Annotated in this window: 17 protein-coding genes; 10 read left to right on the forward strand and 7 right to left on the reverse strand. The window is 38.5% G+C overall.

What is annotated here, in order from left to right:
- Window positions 1–184: 184 nt before the first annotated feature.
- Complete coding sequence (locus tag VB713_RS03870; protein WP_323310267.1) at window positions 185–724, reverse strand: Uma2 family endonuclease; 540 nt, start codon at window positions 722–724, stop codon at window positions 185–187.
- 465 nt (window positions 725–1,189) lie between these two features.
- On the opposite strand from VB713_RS03870, the gene VB713_RS03875 reads away from it, so the two are divergent.
- Window positions 1,190–1,438 (forward strand): hypothetical protein, encoded by a 249-nt coding sequence (locus VB713_RS03875; RefSeq protein ID WP_323310268.1) that lies wholly within the window; start codon window positions 1,190–1,192, stop codon window positions 1,436–1,438.
- 25 nt (window positions 1,439–1,463) lie between these two features.
- On the opposite strand, the gene VB713_RS03880 is transcribed toward VB713_RS03875, so the two are convergent.
- A complete protein-coding gene (locus tag VB713_RS03880; protein WP_323310269.1) occupies window positions 1,464–2,081 on the reverse strand; it encodes a hypothetical protein in 618 nt (205 codons plus the stop codon).
- Window positions 2,082–2,320: 239 nt separating this feature from the next.
- Here VB713_RS03880 and VB713_RS03885 point away from each other — a divergent pair, with 239 nt between their 5' ends.
- Window positions 2,321–3,307, forward strand: a complete 987-nt coding sequence (locus tag VB713_RS03885) for a cyanophycin synthetase (protein WP_323310270.1) — start codon at window positions 2,321–2,323, stop codon at window positions 3,305–3,307.
- Window positions 3,308–3,520: 213 nt separating this feature from the next.
- On the opposite strand, the gene VB713_RS03890 is transcribed toward VB713_RS03885, so the two are convergent.
- Window positions 3,521–3,871, reverse strand: coding sequence for a hypothetical protein (locus VB713_RS03890; protein ID WP_323310271.1), 351 nt, complete (start codon window positions 3,869–3,871; stop codon window positions 3,521–3,523).
- 300 nt (window positions 3,872–4,171) lie between these two features.
- A complete protein-coding gene (locus tag VB713_RS03895) occupies window positions 4,172–5,584 on the reverse strand; it encodes a lysophospholipid acyltransferase family protein (RefSeq protein ID WP_323310272.1) in 1,413 nt (470 codons plus the stop codon).
- A gap of 68 nt (window positions 5,585–5,652) precedes the next feature.
- Between VB713_RS03895 and VB713_RS03900 the strand changes: the two genes are divergently transcribed.
- A complete protein-coding gene (locus VB713_RS03900; protein WP_323310313.1) occupies window positions 5,653–6,285 on the forward strand; it encodes a class I SAM-dependent methyltransferase in 633 nt (210 codons plus the stop codon).
- Between the two features lie 23 nt (window positions 6,286–6,308).
- A complete protein-coding gene (locus VB713_RS03905) occupies window positions 6,309–7,205 on the forward strand; it encodes a rhodanese-related sulfurtransferase (RefSeq protein ID WP_323310314.1) in 897 nt (298 codons plus the stop codon).
- 89 nt (window positions 7,206–7,294) lie between these two features.
- Here the strand turns inward: VB713_RS03905 and VB713_RS03910 are convergent, their stop codons facing one another.
- Together VB713_RS03910 and VB713_RS03915 are read right to left on the reverse strand one after the other, a co-directional pair.
- Entirely contained in the window at window positions 7,295–7,957 is a 663-nt protein-coding gene (locus VB713_RS03910; RefSeq protein ID WP_323310273.1) for a class I SAM-dependent methyltransferase, read from the reverse strand.
- Entirely contained in the window at window positions 7,933–8,067 is a 135-nt protein-coding gene (locus tag VB713_RS03915) for a hypothetical protein (protein ID WP_323310274.1), read from the reverse strand. The genes VB713_RS03910 and VB713_RS03915 overlap by 25 nt, the downstream gene beginning before the upstream one ends.
- A gap of 87 nt (window positions 8,068–8,154) precedes the next feature.
- Between VB713_RS03915 and VB713_RS03920 the strand changes: the two genes are divergently transcribed.
- The 6 genes from VB713_RS03920 to VB713_RS03945 all read left to right on the forward strand — a co-directional run bounded on the left by VB713_RS03920 (window position 8,155) and on the right by VB713_RS03945 (window position 16,462).
- Entirely contained in the window at window positions 8,155–9,093 is a 939-nt protein-coding gene (locus VB713_RS03920) for a phosphoribulokinase (RefSeq protein WP_323310275.1), read from the forward strand.
- 138 nt (window positions 9,094–9,231) lie between these two features.
- Complete coding sequence (locus VB713_RS03925; RefSeq protein ID WP_323310276.1) at window positions 9,232–9,705, forward strand: NADAR family protein; 474 nt, start codon at window positions 9,232–9,234, stop codon at window positions 9,703–9,705.
- Window positions 9,706–10,387: 682 nt separating this feature from the next.
- Window positions 10,388–13,129, forward strand: a complete 2,742-nt coding sequence (locus tag VB713_RS03930) for a GAF domain-containing protein (protein ID WP_323310277.1) — start codon at window positions 10,388–10,390, stop codon at window positions 13,127–13,129.
- Between the two features lie 832 nt (window positions 13,130–13,961).
- Window positions 13,962–14,729 carry a hypothetical protein gene (locus VB713_RS03935; protein ID WP_323310278.1) on the forward strand — a complete coding sequence of 256 codons (768 nt, stop codon included), beginning with the start codon at window positions 13,962–13,964 and terminating at the stop codon, window positions 14,727–14,729.
- 273 nt (window positions 14,730–15,002) lie between these two features.
- Complete coding sequence (locus VB713_RS03940) at window positions 15,003–15,251, forward strand: hypothetical protein (RefSeq protein ID WP_015214059.1); 249 nt, start codon at window positions 15,003–15,005, stop codon at window positions 15,249–15,251.
- The gene (locus VB713_RS03945) at window positions 15,251–16,462 is read left to right on the forward strand and encodes a murein transglycosylase A (protein WP_323310315.1); all 1,212 of its coding nucleotides are present in this window, start codon (window positions 15,251–15,253) and stop codon (window positions 16,460–16,462) included. Before VB713_RS03940 ends, VB713_RS03945 begins: the two co-directional genes overlap by 1 nt.
- Before the next feature lie 86 nt (window positions 16,463–16,548).
- Here the strand turns inward: VB713_RS03945 and VB713_RS03950 are convergent, their stop codons facing one another.
- Window positions 16,549–17,418: a DUF5895 domain-containing protein gene (locus tag VB713_RS03950; protein ID WP_323310279.1), complete on the reverse strand. Its 870-nt coding sequence runs from the start codon at window positions 17,416–17,418 to the stop codon at window positions 16,549–16,551.
- Window positions 17,419–17,694: the final 276 nt, after the last annotated feature.

Below are 17,694 nucleotides of genomic sequence, written 5' to 3' on the forward strand. Positions count from 1 at the left end.
AATTGCTATATACAGCAGTTTGATAAGGATTCAGAATACAGAATATTTGATATGGCAGGGAACAGGGAACAGAAGAGAAAAATATTCTTCTTCCTTCTTCCTTCTTCCTTCTTCCTCCTGACTCCTGCTGTATTTATCTTCAAATTGAACGCATCTTTATGCAAAATTGATATCAGGATATAAATTATTCAAACACAGGCGACCAAATTTCAGAAATTGCCACTTCCAAACCAGGTAATAAATCAGGAAGAGTTAAAATATCACCATCTTTAAATATCTTTTTTTTCCCAGAACGATAAACTTCTAAAGTTCTCGTTTTCGGATTAATTAAAATTCCTACTTGTGAACCTAAGCTAATAAATTCTTGAATCTTTTTCCGCAGTTTTTCTAAAGAATCAGTTTTAGATTTTACTTCAACTACCAAATCAGGAACTAATTCTGCATAATCTTCTGTTGATTGTTTGAGTCTATCAGCCCGGACAAAAGAGACATCAGGCGCACGTAAATCAGAATTTGGCAATTTGAAACCTGCACTTGAACCAACTATACGTCCAAGTTTTCGTGGCCTCACCCAATTTCTTAATATAGCTGCAAACTCAGTACCAACCTCTTCTGATTCATACCCGGAAGGACTCATAATAATAATGCTCCCATCTACTAATTCCATGCGATAGTCGGGATAAGCTACCTGTATTTCTTCTAGTTCTTTGATAGTCAGAGACATAGGGCCTTCTCCTGAAATAGGATATTTATTTTGGCATTTAATTATTATAGGACTTACGCATTGACAGAATACTCTAAATATAGAGTATGGGTTTCAGTCTCTTGTAGGGTGCGTCAAACTCGATAATTTGGCACAATTAACCGATTTTCTACATCTGACGCACCTTAATCATATTTTGTCCTAAAAGCCTGAAATAACCAATTATCGTTGATTCATATCATTTCCAATTTGTATAGTGCGTAAGTCCTAACGTTGTCCGAATCAGGTGGTTATCGAGGGACTTGTACTGAGCTTGTCGAAGTAAGTCGAGATAAAATCCTGTACATCCTTAAATCCTGGATATCCTGATTCAGACAATTATTCAATCAGCATCCGATAACAATAAATACATAAAAACTGTTTAATATCTCATTAGCTTATTATTTTAGACAAAGTGTTAATCTGAAAATAACAGGAGGAAAGTATATGACTATAAAAGAGCAGTTGATTCATGAAATTGAGCAAGTACCAGAAAATGTAGTTTCACAATTACTCAATTTTTTACATCTTCTCCAACTTCAACCACAATTATCTTCCTCAATCACTGAAACAGATGAAAACCTGTTAAATTGCATTGATGGCTTCATGGTAATTAAAGCACAAGGTTCTTTACCGGATATTGATTGGGTTTCATTTGTCCGTGAAGAAAGAATCAACGACCTCACATCACAATGAAATTTTAAGTCAAGTAATATAAATATCATTCAGATTCCAAAATCTCCACTAAAATTCGCAATAAATCCTCCAAGTCAGCCGGAACACGATATAAATCAAGGTCTTGAGTTACTGTCCGAGACTGACGATCAAATTTTCCAAACTGCCAAATATTGCCTGTAGAAACTGCACCGTATAAAATATTATTGCCTGATTCAATCCATTGATCAAGAGCAATTAATTCAATTGCTAATTGTAAAAAACCTTTTTCTAAATCTTCATTTTTAGCTTCAACAACTAGAAAAACTTGGCAATTTTGCATTAAATAATCTAAAGAACCCTTTAATTGATGATTAACAACAATAGGATATTCAATATTAAGCGTAGCTTGAGTATAGTGCAGCACATCCGTTAAAACTGGAGCAATCAGAAATTCTCTTCGCGCCATTTCACTAGTTAGACTAAGACGAGGTAAAATTTCTTCAATACGTGCTTTGAGATCAGTCAAACGATCAAAAGTATGAGTAGATTGGGGTAATTTTAAAGAGCGACGTTGAACAGAAACATTAAAATAAGCTAAGATATCTTGTGGAGCAAAGTTAAGTTTAAAATAATCAGCGAAAGTATAAGACTGATCTGGATTAATAATGTTTGTTTTTGGCATTTTATTTTTAGTACCTGTTTATTGTCTATTAAGTAGAAAGGCGCAAAAAAACCGACAATATAAAAGATTGTTTTTAGTTATAGCCCTACTTAATTATCGCACGGGTTTCTTCTTTGCGCGAAAAATCCACTCCACTATGCCTTCGGCACACTTCGTGAACGTTTCGTTTGTAATGACGTGAAAAATTAGGATAATTTCTGTGTAAAATAACTAGATACTCATAAATTTGGTCATTGAAAATGCCATTAATCACATCAATACTGCAAAAAGTCGCATCTCAAATAGAAGCAGTAATCTTAGTAGAACCAGAATATGAATTAGTTGGACATATTACATTTAAAAATGGCAAAAAATCATGCTTTAGTACCACAAAATTAAATATTAATGGCTTCGGTTCAGCATCTCTAGCTAAAGACAAAGCATTCTCTAACTTTTTTCTCAGGCAATTTGGATATAATGTTCCAGAAGGACAAACATTTTTTAATGAGCAAATATGTAATAAATTATCAAACCCTAGAAATATTGATGATGGCTTTAACTATGCTCAAAAACTAGGATTTCCACTAATTGTCAAACCACTAAATCTCAGTCAAGGAATATTAGTCACCAAGATTGATAATCAAGTAGAATACTATGAAGTAGCTGAAAAGATATTAGCAAAAAACTCAGGATTAATTGTTGAAAGATTTTGTAGTGGCAATGACTATCGAGTTGTAGTCTTAGATCATGAAATCATGGCAGCTTATCAAAGAATTCCTTTATCTATCACCGGAGATGGTAAATCTAATATTCTAGAACTTATTCACCATAAACAAGAAAAATTTGTCAAAGATGGCAGAAGAAAAATCATTGATTTTAATGATTTTCGCATTCATCAAAAATTGCAAAAACAGAATTTAAGCTTTGACAGCATTATCCCACAAAACAAAATTGTATATCTCTTAGATAACGCTAATTTATCAAGTGGTGGTGAATCAATAGATTGCACTGAAACTATCCACCCAGACTTTCAACAATTATCTATCAATATAACCAAAGATATGGGACTAAGATTAGCCGGTGTGGATATCATTACTAGTGACATAACACAGCCAATAGTAGATTATACACTGCTGGAAGTAAATGGTTCTCCGGGATTATCTAATTATGCTGCTAGTGGTGAAATGCAAGCCAAAAAAGTAGAAAACTTATATTTAAAAGTTCTCCAAGCCTTGGAAAATGATTAGTATAACAAGGCGCTAGAAATTATCGTTGGGATAAGGCAAGGGGTAGCACGAAAACCAACAAATGTATTAAATACGTTGGGTTTCGTGCCTCAACCCAACCTACAAAAAATGACTATAAAATCCCTTGATTAATCCATCTTTATCCGCGTCTATCTGCGTTTAATTATTCTGGATATTCTATTCTATGCAGCTTCATATTAACTTGGCATAAGTTCACCAATTCTTACGCAGTAGAGATTCAAATTCAGCTTGTAAAGCTTTGATATCTGCAACTCTAGCAACGATTATATTATCTCTCCCTGCATCTTTTAACCTTGCTTGCCAATATTGAATACTTTCTGCATTATTCACCCAAAACTGAATCACAGTATCTAGCACTTGAGATAAATTCCAACTCTCATTTGGTGGAACCGATTCGACAGATTTTAGAAACGCATCTAGTGTACAAACTTGGGTTCCCAAATATTCCACACCTGCCGGCTGGGTTTGTTCCCAACTCTGCTGTTGATGATTGAAAAAGTACAAAACTGGAGATACCCCTACAATGTCAAAAGAATATGTCATTTCAGCGCTCCAAACGTGTTGTTTAATGGCACAGAAATCTGAATTTTAGGAAGAAATTACTACGGTAATATTGGTCTACTACATTCAAGTATAACCACAAAAATATAGAATTACAACATCAATTATCGGTTTTAAAATTTATTCATAAATTAGCACTTGCTGGCTGAGAGTGCTAATTTGAATTAAGGGAATTGGCGATTGTTTGGCAGCATTAATATAGCATTTTTTGTTTGAGTGAAATGCAAGAATCCCTCCCCCAACCCCCTCCCCGCAAGCTAGGAGAGGGCTATGATCTACTTTTTAGTCCTTAATTAATTCCTCTAAAGCGACCTGCAAATTTTTTGTTAAATCACTTACACCCTTTCGTAAGGCTTGTTTATTTCCCTGACAACTTTGCCAATGTTCACTGACAGAAATGGGTTTACCAACAATAATCATGGCTTGTTTTAAACCTAAACGCGGTCTGCCTGGTAAAGTAGAATCTTGAATCCGAGACAACATATCAAACATTAATAATGCCGTCTCTGCAAACCTTTCCGCAGTCGGTTTTTCTTGAATATAATTAGCAGTCACAGCCACAAAACTCTCAGCAATTCTCATGTGTTGCATTCTCAAATCGGCTTCTTCTGCTACCCAGTCAGCCAAACCACGTTTAAAAGCAGATAAACTTTGAATATCAGCGATATCATCTCTATAAATATAATTCCAACCCGCTTCTTCTAAACGGCGACATCTATCAATAAAGTTACCATGCGCTTGAATATTAAAATATTGTTCTGTAATTTGTAAAGCCGTATCCATTAAACGGTGTAATCTAGTAATTAAGACTTGATTAGGAGTTGCTGTTGGTTCAGGGATAATTTCTGGTAAATCCCGATGATAAAAACGGCGATAAAATTCTTCCATTTCTGCAATTAAATATGCAGCTAAATTACAAAGACGTTGATATAATATTTCTGTTGATTGATTTTCAGTTTGACTAATTCCTGTAACTGGTAAACCACTATCAGCTTCTAATTTAGATAACAGCCAATCTATTTTTTGCCAAGGTGGATTAACGTAACTATATTTAATACCTATAGGAATAATAAAAACTGTTTCTTCTCTGTTAGCTTTTTGTAAATCTTCCACACACCAAAAACCCAACTGTGCTACACCTGGTTCGAGGGGGCTGACTATACCACTATGACCATTTGTACCACCCTCAGGTGCGATCGCAATCGGAAACTGAGCATTAGCAAATAAATCCCGCGCCATTTGAATAGAGTTTCTATCTACTCGTCTCCCTCGGCGAACAGGTACACCACCCAGTCCAGAGAATAACCAACCTAACCACTTCCCTGCCCATAGCGTCATTCCTCGTTCATACATAAAATGACTGTGTACTGGGTACTGTAGAGAAATCCCATTTTTTCGAGCCGCCTGGGGAACTATCCGTGATAGTAGATATAACATAGAGAGAGGATCTTCCACTTCTGGATGACGAAATGCAATCAAAAATCGAATTTTTCCCCCTTGAAATTCTTGGTATAATTTAGCTAATCCCTCCGCATTTTTGGCTTCAATTTTCACAATACCAGCAGTTAGCCAAGGTCTAGTTCTGACTCGGAGAACGAAGGGAAGAACCCAAGAGGTAATCTTGAGTATTAAGGGGTGAAAACGTTGAGGAATGAATTTGAGTGGTGGTTGGATGGAATGAATTGATTTAGGCAATTTTTTCTCCCTAGGATGTAGTGAAGAATATGACTTTACTTGATTTTGACATTGTTTAGAAACTTATGATGAACACATCACCAAACCAAAAACAATTTGCACCAGCAACCGAACGTAATCGCCAAGCCATCCTAGAGGTACTTTTACAAGTATTACCTGCAACTGGGACTATTTTGGAAGTTGCCAGCGGCACAGGAGAACACGCTGTATTTTTTGCGCCTAGTCTCAAACCTCGTCAATGGCTACCTTCTGACCCTAACCAGATATTACGCGACAGTATTATTGCTTGGTCAGAAGAATCTAAGAGTGATAATCTTCACCCACCTTTGGAACTTGATGCTAGTCAGCCAATTTGGCCAGTGGAGAAAGATCAAATACCAGACTTACCAATTACTGCCATTGTCAATATTAATATGATTCATATTTCCCCTTGGTCAGCCTGTTTAGGACTCATGGCTGGTGCTGGGCGGATTCTACCATCAGGTGGTGTTCTTTATTTATACGGGCCTTACAAACAAAATGGTAAACATACTGCACCGAGTAATGAAGCTTTTGATGAGTCATTACAGGCACAAAATCCAGAATGGGGAGTCCGTAATTTAGAAGATGCGATCGCAGTAGCGAACACCCAAAATTTGACCTTACACAAAACTTATCAAATGCCAGCAAATAACCTATCACTAGTTTTCCGACGTAATTAATGCAGATTAGCAGACTCGAACCGATGACACCAGAAAATATTTTAGTTGTTGCTGCACTGTATAAATTTGTTAGTTTACCCGATTTTGCCGAAATGCAAGCACCGCTACTGTCTTTTTGTCAGGAACAAGGCGTTAAAGGAACAATTTTGCTTGCTCAGGAAGGCATTAACGGTACTATTGCTGGTTCACGTCAAGAAATTGATGCTGTTCTGGCGTTTCTCCGTACCGACCCGCGTTTAGCAGATTTAGAACATAAAGAATCTTACACCGACACCCCACCTTTTGAAAAGATGAAAGTGCGGTTAAGAAGAGAAATTGTAACTTTAGGACTACCAGAAGTTGACCCAAATGAAAAAGTTGGTACTTACGTCAGTCCTCATGAGTGGAATGATTTGATTTCTAACCCAGAAGTGACAGTAATTGATACTCGCAATGATTATGAAGTGACAATGGGGAGTTTTAAAAGGGCAGAAAATCCGCAAACGAAAACATTCAGAGAATTCCCGGAATATGTGAGTAAAGAACTTGACTCCGGTAAACACAAAAAAGTTGCTTTATTTTGTACCGGTGGTATTCGCTGCGAAAAAGCCTCATCTTATCTACTTTCCCAAGGATTTGAGGAAGTTTATCACCTTAAAGGCGGCATTCTCAAATATTTAGAAGAAGTCCCCAGCGAAGAAAGTTTATGGGAAGGGGAATGCTTCGTTTTTGATGACCGCGTAGCTGTTCGTCATGGCTTAGAAGAGGGAACTTATGAATTATGTTTCTGTTGTGGTCATCCTCTTTCTGAAGACGACAAAACCTCACCCAAATATGAAGAAGGCATTTCTTGTTTCCACTGTTTTGATAGCATAACTCCAGAAAAAAGAAAGCGACTGCAACAAAAATGGAAACATTACAAATTAGAAAATTCAAAATGAAATAATTGATAGAGCAGGAGTCAGCACTTCGACAAGCTCACGCAACCTCCCTCCTCTTCCTCTGCGCTAACCTCCGCGTGCCTCTGCGTTTAAATCTTCCTAGCCAAAGTCAAACCATCAGCGATAGGTACTAAACTAAGATCAACCCGCGAGTCTTGATGTAGCTTTTGATTAAAGGCGCGAATCTTCTGAGTTTGATTATCTTGAATTTCGGGATCTGCGACTTTTCCAGACCAGAGGACATTATCAACGGCAATTATTCCACCTGGTCGAATTAATTGGAGCGATCGCTCATAATAGTTCTCATAGTTGCCCTTATCAGCATCAATAAACGCAAAATCAAAGGTTTCCCCTTCCCCTGCTGCCAGCAACTGATCTAAAGTTTCCAAAGCTGGAGCAATATGCAGGTCAATTTTATCTGCTACCCCTGCTTGTTGCCAATAACGTCTACCAATGCTTGTATATTCTTCACTCACATCACAGGCGACAATTTTCCCATCTGCTGGTAATGCTAACGCCACCACCAAAGAACTATAACCAGTAAATACGCCTATATCTAAAGTCTTTTTAGCTCCTAAAATTTTCACCAACAACGCCATAAACTGTCCCTGTTCCGGCGAAATCTGCATGATAGCCATTGGCAGTTGGGCAGTTTCCTGACGCAGTTGAGTTAAAACTTCCGGTTCTCGCAAAGAAACTGATAGTAAATAATTATACACATCTTGTTCTAAGCCAATTGTTTGCTTTCCCATAATTTATTTTGCTTGATTAGTTCTGCTTTTAAACCCCACTCCGTTTTAGTATAACGAGAACTTTCGTTGTTCTCACGGCTGTTGTGATTGTGTAGAGATGTTTCATCCATAGTCCCGGCCTGAATTAATTGTCAATTTCCCTTCTAAAATAAAAGCTTAATCTGTGGAAATATAGCTGTTGGCAGAGGGGGAGATAAATGAGCCGTCCGATTATTCTTGGTATTGTTGGTGACAGCGCAGCAGGTAAAACGACACTGACTAGAGGAATTGCTCAGGTACTTGGCCCAGAGAATGTTACCCTCATCTGTACGGATGACTACCATCGTTATGATCGCCAACAACGGGCAGAAATTGGCATAACTGCTATCCATCCTGACTGCAACTATTTAGATATTATGCAGCAGCATCTATCGTTGCTACGCACAGGACAGCCTATTCTCAAACCAGTTTACAGCCACAAAACTGGGACATTTGAAGCACCACAATATATCAAACCGAATAAATTCGTAATTATTGAGGGCTTATTGGGTTATTCTACCCGTGCTGCTCGTGATGCTTATGATGTAAAAGTTTACCTAGCACCGCCTGAATCACTCCGTGCTGATTGGAAAGTTAAGCGAGATACGCAAAAACGCGGTTATACCGCAGAACAAGTATTAGCAGAATTAGAAAAACGGGAACCCGATTCAGAAGCTTTTATCCGTCCCCAGCGTCAATGGTCGGATATTGTGGTGAGTTTTTATCCTGCTAACGAAAATGAAGATGGAACCAATGGTCATTTAAATGTGCGGTTAGTACTACGTCCATCTATTCCCCATCCCGATTTTACCCAAATTCTTGACACTGGTAATGGTGATTCTCAATCAGCGATTCGTTTGGGGTTAGACAGAGATATGGGTAAACCGGTGGATGTGTTGGAAGTTGATGGTCATGCTACCTTGGAACAGGTGACGAAGATAGAGCATATTATGTGTTCGGATATGCCTTACTTAAAAAATATATGCGATCGCGAAATTAATCCAGAACTTGGAAAAATTGCAGGAACAACCGGAGAAACTTTGCAAAGTTATCCCCTCGCACTTACACAGTTAATTATTACTTATCATATGCTCAAAGCTACGCAAATTTACCAGTAATAAATAGGTGTGGGCTGATCTACCCATTTCTGGCATTTAACAGCAGCCTTTCATACTCTGATAGATAGATCAGCAATAGCAGCAGTTGTGCGATGATCGCTATTGGGACGCTTCCCGGTTGCTAAGGTTGCTTTTGATATGACCATTTACTTTTACAAGGTTTGGCAGCCATATGGCTGTTTTTCTAACTTCTCTCCCCACCCTATCGAAGTGCAAGATACTCACTGGCCAACAGTTGAGCATTATTATCAAGCACAAAAGTTTATTGGCAGTAAAGATGAGGTGATTATACCATTAATCCATGCATCTGCTACCCCTGAAGAAGCAGCTGCCTTGGGGCGTTGCCGCACTCGTAAACTTCGTCCAGACTGGGAAATAGTCAAAATTGATGTGATGCGATTAGCTGTACTCAAAAAGTTTACTAATCATCCGGAGATTCGGAAAGTTCTTTTGGTAACAGGTGATGAAATTTTGGTGGAAAATTCACCCACAGATTATTTTTGGGGCTGTGGTGCCGATAAAACTGGTCAAAATCATCTGGGGATAATTCTCATGAGTGTACGTGAAGAAATCCGTCAATTATTATCTTTGCCAGTTATCACCAATTCATAAGTAAAAAGATTTACAATTATCATGGGGTTGCAGTTTACGGAAATAGCATCAACCTTACTGTTGAAATATTTATAAGCTTATTACAACAAGATTTAGAAACAACTAATCACTGACAACCCTGAGAGGACATTAAACTTTCCGTCAGGGTGCAAAATGTGGGTTTGAAAGGCTTCCCTTGACTGATCTCACACCAAAGTTTCAGTCGAACGGTTTTTTGCGTAAGTGCTATAAAAATCTTAATTTATTGAAAACTCAATACACAACTTGGCAATACACAACTTAATAAGTAATAGACCTTTTATGAACTAAGTAGGAATTAAAACAAGTAGTTTTACACAAAAAGTTAGCTATATGAGTTTTTTAAATGTAAGAATTCAGGAGTTAGGAGGAGGAAGAAAGAAGAAGAATGTTTTTCTCTTTTGTTCCCTATTCCCTGCTATATCAAATATTCTGTATCCTAAATTCTTACCTTTTGTCTATCACCACTTTAAAAGCCAGAATAATTTAAGTGATATTACGGAATATTATAGAAAAATTTAGATTTGAAATTTCTTAGTTATACTATGTAGATTAAGATAAAGTTTGGTAAAAAAAGGTAATAAATCTACAAAGATTTCAGCCATAACTTTACATCAGGGGAAAATTTGGGAAAAATATATTTTTGAGAAGGTGAATATTAGTAATGACTTTTAGTGAAGATCAGCCAGATGGTTCGCAGCAAGAAAATTTATTGCACAAAATGATGAAGCAGATTCGGCGATCGCTGGATCTCCAAGAAATTTTAACCTCAACTGTTACAGAAGTGCGTTTATTCTTGCGAACAGATCGAGTCAAGATATATCGGTTTGATACTGATGGTAGCGGTGAAGTCATTGCTGAATCTATTCATAACAATTGCCTACCATCATTATTAGGACTTCATTTTCCTGCTACTGACATTCCAGCATCAGCTAAAGAGATGTTCTTATTAACAAGACAACGCTCAATAGTAGATGTAAATGCGGGAACAATTGGCTTATCTCCGCTAAAATCAGCAAAAAATGGTAAACCATTACCTACAGAGAATATTAACTATCGACAAGCAGACCCATGTCATCTTCAATATTTAAAGGCCATGGGTGTAAAATCTTCCTTTGCAGTCCCAATTTTAGAATACGATCCCACAGGACAATCGACACAACCAAAACTGTGGGGATTGCTGGTATCCCACAACAGTCAAACGCGAACGATTTTAAACCAAGAACTCAAAGTAGTAACCCAAGTTGCCGATCAAGTCGCGATCGCTATTTCCCAAAGTAACCTCCTCAGCGAATCTAGAGCCAAGCAAAAGCAAGAAGCCATCATTAATCAAGTTACAACTCTCTTACATCAACTGCCAACAATCCAACTACAAGAAGCACTAGAAGCAACAATTACATCCTTTAATAGTATTGGTGGCAGGCTTTATATTGAACAGAGTAAAGAAATATATATCTGTGGTGAACAACCACAACTAACTTACGAACTAGAAAATATTGCCATTGAACAACATCCTGTCTGGCAAAACTTAATAACTGAGTACAAACCCGGTCAAATTTGGGCAATTTCTGACCTTTATAAACAACCTCATTTAAGAGTTTTAGCTTTAGCCTTTAAGTCCACTCGGATTCGGGGACTAATGATCATTCCCCTCCACTACCGCGAAAACTTCATTGGTGTACTCAGCATTTTTCGCCCAGAATTCGATAGTGAAGTTCTCTGGGCTGGAAAATTAGACCCCAATAAGCATCAAGAATTACCGCGTCTTTCCTTTGAACTTTGGCGAGAGGAAAAAAAAGGACAAGCACCTGCATGGAAACCGGAAGAAATAGCACTAGGACAAGCTTTGTCTCATAACTTTGCCATGGCGATTCAGCAGCAGCAAACATACCAAGAACTACATTTGCTGAATACTAACCTAGAAGTGAGAGTGAAAGAACAAACTGCGGAAATAGAAAAAACCCTACTGCTGACTAAAGCACTCAAGTTAGTTACAGATCAGATTCGGAGAACTTTGGACTTGAATACAACCCTACAAACCATTGTCCAAGAAGTTCGTCCTCTACTCAATTCTGACCGAGTGCTGATTTATCAATTACTAGATGAAGGTAATGGTGAAGTAATCGTCGAAGAAGCCAATGGTAATTGGCCATCGGTTTTGGGTATAAAGTTTCCATCAGAATGCTTTTCTGAAGAATTGTCCCGTCTCTACTTACGAGGCAGAGTCAGAGCAATAGACAATATATTTACAGATGTATTAAGTCCTTGTCATCGAGAATTCTTGGAAAGTATACAAGTCCAAGCCAATTTAATTGTACCTATCAAAATGGAAACCCAACTCTGGGGTTTACTCGTTGCCCATCAGTGTGAATATCCTAGAAATTGGCAAGATGCAGAAATTGATTTATTACAACAGTTAGCAGACCAAGCTGCGATCGCAATTCACCAAGCCCAACTCTACCAACAAAGCTGTAGCGCCGAAGCTGAAGCGATCGCTAAAGCTGCACAACTAGAGCATACACTGCATCAACTCCAAGAAACCCAATCCAAATTAATTCAAACAGAAAAAATGTCCGGTTTAGGACAGTTAGTTGCAGGTATAGCCCACGAAATCAATAACCCTGTTAACTTTATCTACGGCAACCTCTGTCATGCCAGTAATTACACAGAAGATATACTCAAGCTTTTACAACTCTACCAATCCCACTATCCTGACCCTGGAAGTGAGATTCGTGACACGATGGAAGCCATAGACTTTAACTTTGTGATCCAAGACCTGCCAAAAATCATGTCATCAATGAAACTAGGTTCAGATCGCATCCGTTCCATAGTCCTATCATTACGCAACTTTTCCCGTCTTGATGAAGCTGAAAACAAGCGTGTTGATTTGCACGAAGGCATTGATAACACCTTACTGATTTTGCAACATCGACTTAAACCACACAGTCATTTTCCTGGCATTGAAGTCGTAAAAGACTATGGTGACTTACCCAAGGTAGAATGCTATGCCGGACAAATGAATCAGGTATTTATGAATGTGATTAACAATGCTATTGATGTCTTAACTGATCAAATAGAAGAAAGTCCAAAATCCGCCGAAATTCAACCTTTACCCGCTATTCGTATTTCCACCAGAGTCTCAGCACAAAATTCCTATCTGTTAATTAGCATTGCAGATAATGGACCCGGCATGAATGAAGAAGTAAAAAAGCGGATATTTGACCCATTTTTTACGACTAAGCCTGTAGGCAAGGGTACAGGACTAGGATTAGCAATTAGTTACCAAATCGTTGTCGAAAAACATGGTGGACTAATGGAGTGTATCTCAGCACCAGGCAAAGGTACAGAATTCTGGATTGAAATTCCCCTGAAATTAACAAGAGAAAAAAATAACTCAAGTTGCTAGTTATCTAGTTGAGAACGGTAATGGGTCATTGGTCATTGGTCATTAGTGAATAATTTTCTGTTTTAATCCTGTAAATCCTTAAATCCTGGATATCCTGTATCCCTTACGGGAACGTTAGCCATATCAGACATTTTCCCTAACTAGCAACTTACGTAAATAGTTAATTAGGTCAGGAGTCAGGAGTCAGAAGGAAAAAAATGGTAGATCATCTTATTTCAATCAATAATATATTTGCTTAAAAAGTAAAGTTTAATGAAGAAAATTAGCATCTCTATCTACAGGTGCTACTCTAAATATAGAAGCAAAAGGAACTAGCTTCCCTGGCAGATCAAACAGCTAGAGTTGAAAAATAAAAAGAGGTCAAAACCGCTGTTAAATTCTTATCTGTCTCGTCAAAACAACACAACACCCAACGCGAACGCTAATATTCCCTCAAAAGTTTAAAATCAGGGGGCAATGTATGTGGTTTTCATTCCTTTTTTATCAAAGTGATGAAAGGTAATACATCCCTAGATATTATTTAGAAGTAATGAGTAGGGAAAATCAAGTTAGTAGATGTTGGGTGTTGTTGTGTATAACAGGGAATAAGCAAAAGGCAAGAAAAAAGAGGCTTTAGCCCAAAGAGCTTCAATCCTATCTTTTCACACCATTTCACGAAAAGCCGGATACAAATCATTGGTGTTTAATTCTTTCCCCCCTGCTCCCTGCTCCCTGCTCCCTGCCCCCTGCCCCCTATTTGTATCAACTTTAAAGTGAAACGGTATCAGTCCCCAGCCTTAGGCGTAAGTTTGTACTACAATTGAATAGCAACAGACACTTAAAATAGCGCCTTATGTCAATTATTGCGCTCAGAGCGTGGTATCTACAAGATTATGAGCCAATTACAGAATTGGAAAAACGTCCCCCGGACATTCGTTTGAGTAAAAAAAGTTTACTCAAAACCGGACTGCGTGCGGATTTTTTGGAAGAGAGTGATGAAGTAAAATCTTCAACTTGGTTTAGGCGCTATTTGGAAGGTGAAAACACTGAATTTTATATTGAGGGTAGCGGTGGTTATTGTGTAGCTAACATTGATTTGATTAGTCATGAAATTTATTTTACTAAGCAAGCGTTGTTAGCTCAGTTAGAACCAACGATTTTTTTCTGCTATCAAACAGAGTATGCCTCAGCAAGTGATTTGCTCAGAGAAGAACTGCAAGCAAGTTTGAAAACTTTAAACTTACAATCGCGTTTGCCCTTAACATTAATAGAATCATCTCGCCCTAGCAATGCACCTCTGCGGCTGAACCGTGCCATGATGCGGAAAATTCGTAAGAGTTTATTATTTATTGCCGATACCACACCTATTACAAGCATTGATAGCAAAGAAACCCATCAATTAATTCCTAGTCCCAATGTCTGCGTAGAAATTGGCTATGCGATCGCAACTAAACGGGCTGAACAAATTTTATTAGCACAAATGCAACGTCCAGAATTAGAAGGGCAATTTCCCTTTGATTTACCGTTGCAGCAAATTTTACAATTTCAAGACAGTGCAGAATTAAATAAAATCCTCACAGGGGCTATTGAAACCCAGTTAGCACGATTTAAATTATTTTAGGGACTAGAGAGTATTTATCTTTCCCCCTGCACCCCGCTCCCTGCCCCCTGCACCCTGCTCCCTGCACCCCGCCCCCTGCCTCTTCTGCCTCTTCCGCCCAATCTCCAACTTTTTGGGAACCATTTCTGGGGAAGCAAGCGTCGTGAGGCGAAAGTAAAAGTTCAGAACTTTGCTGATTTTGATACATCTGATACTTTTCCCGTGTGCTTACCCTTTTCATTAGGACTGAGGTAGTTAACAATAGGTTGGATGTATTTAAAATGATGTGAATTTATGCCTAGAACTCCAAACGAATATGCCGTTTTCCTTCTTTTGGATAGCGGACATCGGGAAGAAGTGCGTTTTCCTACGATTCAAGAGTTTCAGAAGTGGTATAGTGGGGAGCTTGTGCCAAAGTCAGCTTCTAATGATTTTATTAGCGTACCGATTAAAAATATTCAAGGCGAATATATGGTGGTACGTCCATCCCGGATTGTTGGTATTCGGGTAGAACCGATTTTTAGCTCTAGTATTGAAAGATGATGAGAAAAACCTTTGCTTTGCTGTCTTTGAGTCTGGGAATTGCTCTTGTAAATCCACTTTGGTCAGTTGTTGCTCAAGTTCCAACTACACTGCCGATACCAATACCGACTACTCCAGAAGTCTTACCACCACTCCAACCTGTAAATGTGGAAAATGCTTGTAACACCCAAAATTGCTTGGGTTGGGATGAGCAACTTTGGGGTCAACAAGGAGATAGACAAGCACTGTTAACTTCCATTGATCATAGTTTGCGTTACTTGGGAACGAGTAAAGCGATCGCTATTTATCAAAATTATCCAATTAAAGAGATTACCCTAGATCGTGTCCGTCGGAGTTTGTTACGCTTCCGGCAACTTGTTGTTAGTTCCAAGTCAGCGGCCGAACTACAAGCCGCTGTGAGTCGGGAGTTTGTTTTTTATCAGTCTGTGGGCAACGATGGCAAGGGTACTGTTAAGTTCACAGCTTATTATGAGCCGGAGTATACCGCCAGCCGCGTGAGAACTTCAACATATAAATATCCCTTGTATAAAGCACCAGCAAACTTTAAAGAATGGGCTAAACCTCATCCAAAACGAGTTGATTTGGAAGGTAAAGATGGTTTACAAGGAAATAAGAGCAAGTTACGTGGGTTAGAAATGCTTTGGTTCCGCGATCGCATGGATGCATACATGATCCATATCCAAGGTTCTGCCCAAATTAAATTAACAAACGGCAAAAGAACCTCTGTAGGCTTTGCTGGAGGAACAGATTATCCTTGGACTAGCATCGGAGGAGAACTAGCGAAAGATGGTAAATTGCCACTTAGCGGCTTAACAATGCCCAAGTTACTGAGTTATTTCCGTCAAAATCCCAGGGAGATGAATAATTATCTACCACGCTGGGAAAGATTTGTGTTCTTTCAGGAAACTAACGGTGATGCAGCAACAGGTAGTCTGAATGTCCCTGTAACAGCAGAACGTTCCATTGCCACAGATAAGTCTCTCATGCCTCCTGGCGCACTAGCACTAATTAACAACTCATTTCCTTATCCTACCGGTAGAGGAAAATTGGAACCTCGGAGAGTTAGTCGTTTTGTCTTAGATCAAGATACAGGCAGTGCGATTAAAGGGCCAGGAAGAGTAGATTATTTTATGGGAACTGGTAAACTAGCAGGCGATCGCGCCGGCATTACAGGCGGCAACGGTTCACTGTATTATTTACTACTTAAATAATAGGAGGCAGGAGTCAGGAGTCAGGAGTCAGAAAAAAGATAAATATTATTCTCCCTGCACCCTGCTCCCTTTCCTCTTAACAGTCCCTAATATGGTGGATAACCAAATTCATCATCATCTGCATACACATAAGAATTGGTAACACCAGCCATTTCCACCTTAGAAACTTCTGGTTTAATAACTTCCTTCCCAAAATCCTTGTGTTCTTCAAAAGCCTTACAAATAATTGCCGACTCAGGAGAATCTGAGGCAATCATATAATCAGTTAAAGTTGAAACCGTGGGATGTTTGTAATCCACAGTTGAAGCCACCAAAGCCGTATTTGGCTCAATTCCTCTTTCTTCACATTCAATAATTGGGCAGAAAATTCCATGAGCATGGAATAAAGGACCCTTTGGGGTTACAGGTTTCTTTTGGAAGGCAGCATAAGCCTTTTCTAATTCCGCGACAAAACCACCGATAGGTCTACCTTGTTGATATTCAGAATAATTTTTACCAAAACTTGCTCCTGCTGAACCACTAAGAGTTAATTGCAGAGGTGATTCATGTAAAAACTTTTTATCTTCACCTATTAAAAAAATCAGATGGCGAGTAAAAGTTTTAAATTTAACTTTATCAGCTAAAAAAGCATCATAATTATCTTTAAAAGTACCCAATTTCATCCCAGTTTCTCTATCTTTAACAGATAATGGACCCCGACGGACAATTACTAATCTGGGAGTAGTGCTAATAAAAACAGTTTCCATTCCCGAACTAAATTCATGTTCCACCTGTTGCCAATTTTCATCTGGTTTAAAACCAACAGCTTGGGCATTATCCTGGCCAATTGCTAAACCATAGCTTTGTAAACCATCAGTACCATAGCGAGGATTGATCATCAACCCCCAAGGAAGGACTTGGGAAGGAGGGGCGTTAAATTTTTCGTCTTCAAAGTCGAACTTAGCAGATGCTTTCATAATTTGAGAATATCAAAGTGCTTAATTTTACAAGTTTATCTCTTGTACCATATTTTGTACCATCCATCTAAGATATCAGGCACTTTCTGAATTAGATTTTAACAATTTCCTTTTAAACAGGGATAGGAAGGTGATACACCATTCAATACTGTTCAGTTAAGAGTTTTTGTAGCGACAGCGCAACCCAACAAAAGTCCGTAAATGTTGGGTTTCCTAGCGTCAACCCAACCTACCTAATTTAATGTTTTTAGCTTAACCGACAAGTATTGACGCACC

This window comes from Anabaena cylindrica UHCC 0172 (assembly GCF_034931625.1).
In the GTDB taxonomy this organism is placed as follows: Bacteria; Cyanobacteriota; Cyanobacteriia; order Cyanobacteriales; family Nostocaceae; genus Anabaena; species Anabaena cylindrica_A.

Coding starts and splice junctions, on each gene's coding strand:
- VB713_RS03870 (WP_323310267.1), bottom strand. CDS start 724: ATGTCTCTGACTATCAAAGAACTAGAAGAAATACAGGTAGCTTATCCC.
- VB713_RS03875 (WP_323310268.1), top strand. CDS start 1,190: ATGACTATAAAAGAGCAGTTGATTCATGAAATTGAGCAAGTACCAGAA.
- VB713_RS03880 (WP_323310269.1), bottom strand. CDS start 2,081: ATGCCAAAAACAAACATTATTAATCCAGATCAGTCTTATACTTTCGCT.
- VB713_RS03885 (WP_323310270.1), top strand. CDS start 2,321: ATGCCATTAATCACATCAATACTGCAAAAAGTCGCATCTCAAATAGAA.
- VB713_RS03890 (WP_323310271.1), bottom strand. CDS start 3,871: ATGACATATTCTTTTGACATTGTAGGGGTATCTCCAGTTTTGTACTTT.
- VB713_RS03900 (WP_323310313.1), top strand. CDS start 5,653: ATGAACACATCACCAAACCAAAAACAATTTGCACCAGCAACCGAACGT.
- VB713_RS03905 (WP_323310314.1), top strand. CDS start 6,309: ATGACACCAGAAAATATTTTAGTTGTTGCTGCACTGTATAAATTTGTT.
- VB713_RS03910 (WP_323310273.1), bottom strand. CDS start 7,957: ATGGGAAAGCAAACAATTGGCTTAGAACAAGATGTGTATAATTATTTA.
- VB713_RS03915 (WP_323310274.1), bottom strand. CDS start 8,067: ATGGATGAAACATCTCTACACAATCACAACAGCCGTGAGAACAACGAA.
- VB713_RS03920 (WP_323310275.1), top strand. CDS start 8,155: ATGAGCCGTCCGATTATTCTTGGTATTGTTGGTGACAGCGCAGCAGGT.
- VB713_RS03925 (WP_323310276.1), top strand. CDS start 9,232: ATGACCATTTACTTTTACAAGGTTTGGCAGCCATATGGCTGTTTTTCT.
- VB713_RS03930 (WP_323310277.1), top strand. CDS start 10,388: ATGACTTTTAGTGAAGATCAGCCAGATGGTTCGCAGCAAGAAAATTTA.
- VB713_RS03935 (WP_323310278.1), top strand. CDS start 13,962: ATGTCAATTATTGCGCTCAGAGCGTGGTATCTACAAGATTATGAGCCA.
- VB713_RS03940 (WP_015214059.1), top strand. CDS start 15,003: ATGCCTAGAACTCCAAACGAATATGCCGTTTTCCTTCTTTTGGATAGC.
- VB713_RS03945 (WP_323310315.1), top strand. CDS start 15,251: ATGAGAAAAACCTTTGCTTTGCTGTCTTTGAGTCTGGGAATTGCTCTT.
- VB713_RS03950 (WP_323310279.1), bottom strand. CDS start 17,418: ATGAAAGCATCTGCTAAGTTCGACTTTGAAGACGAAAAATTTAACGCC.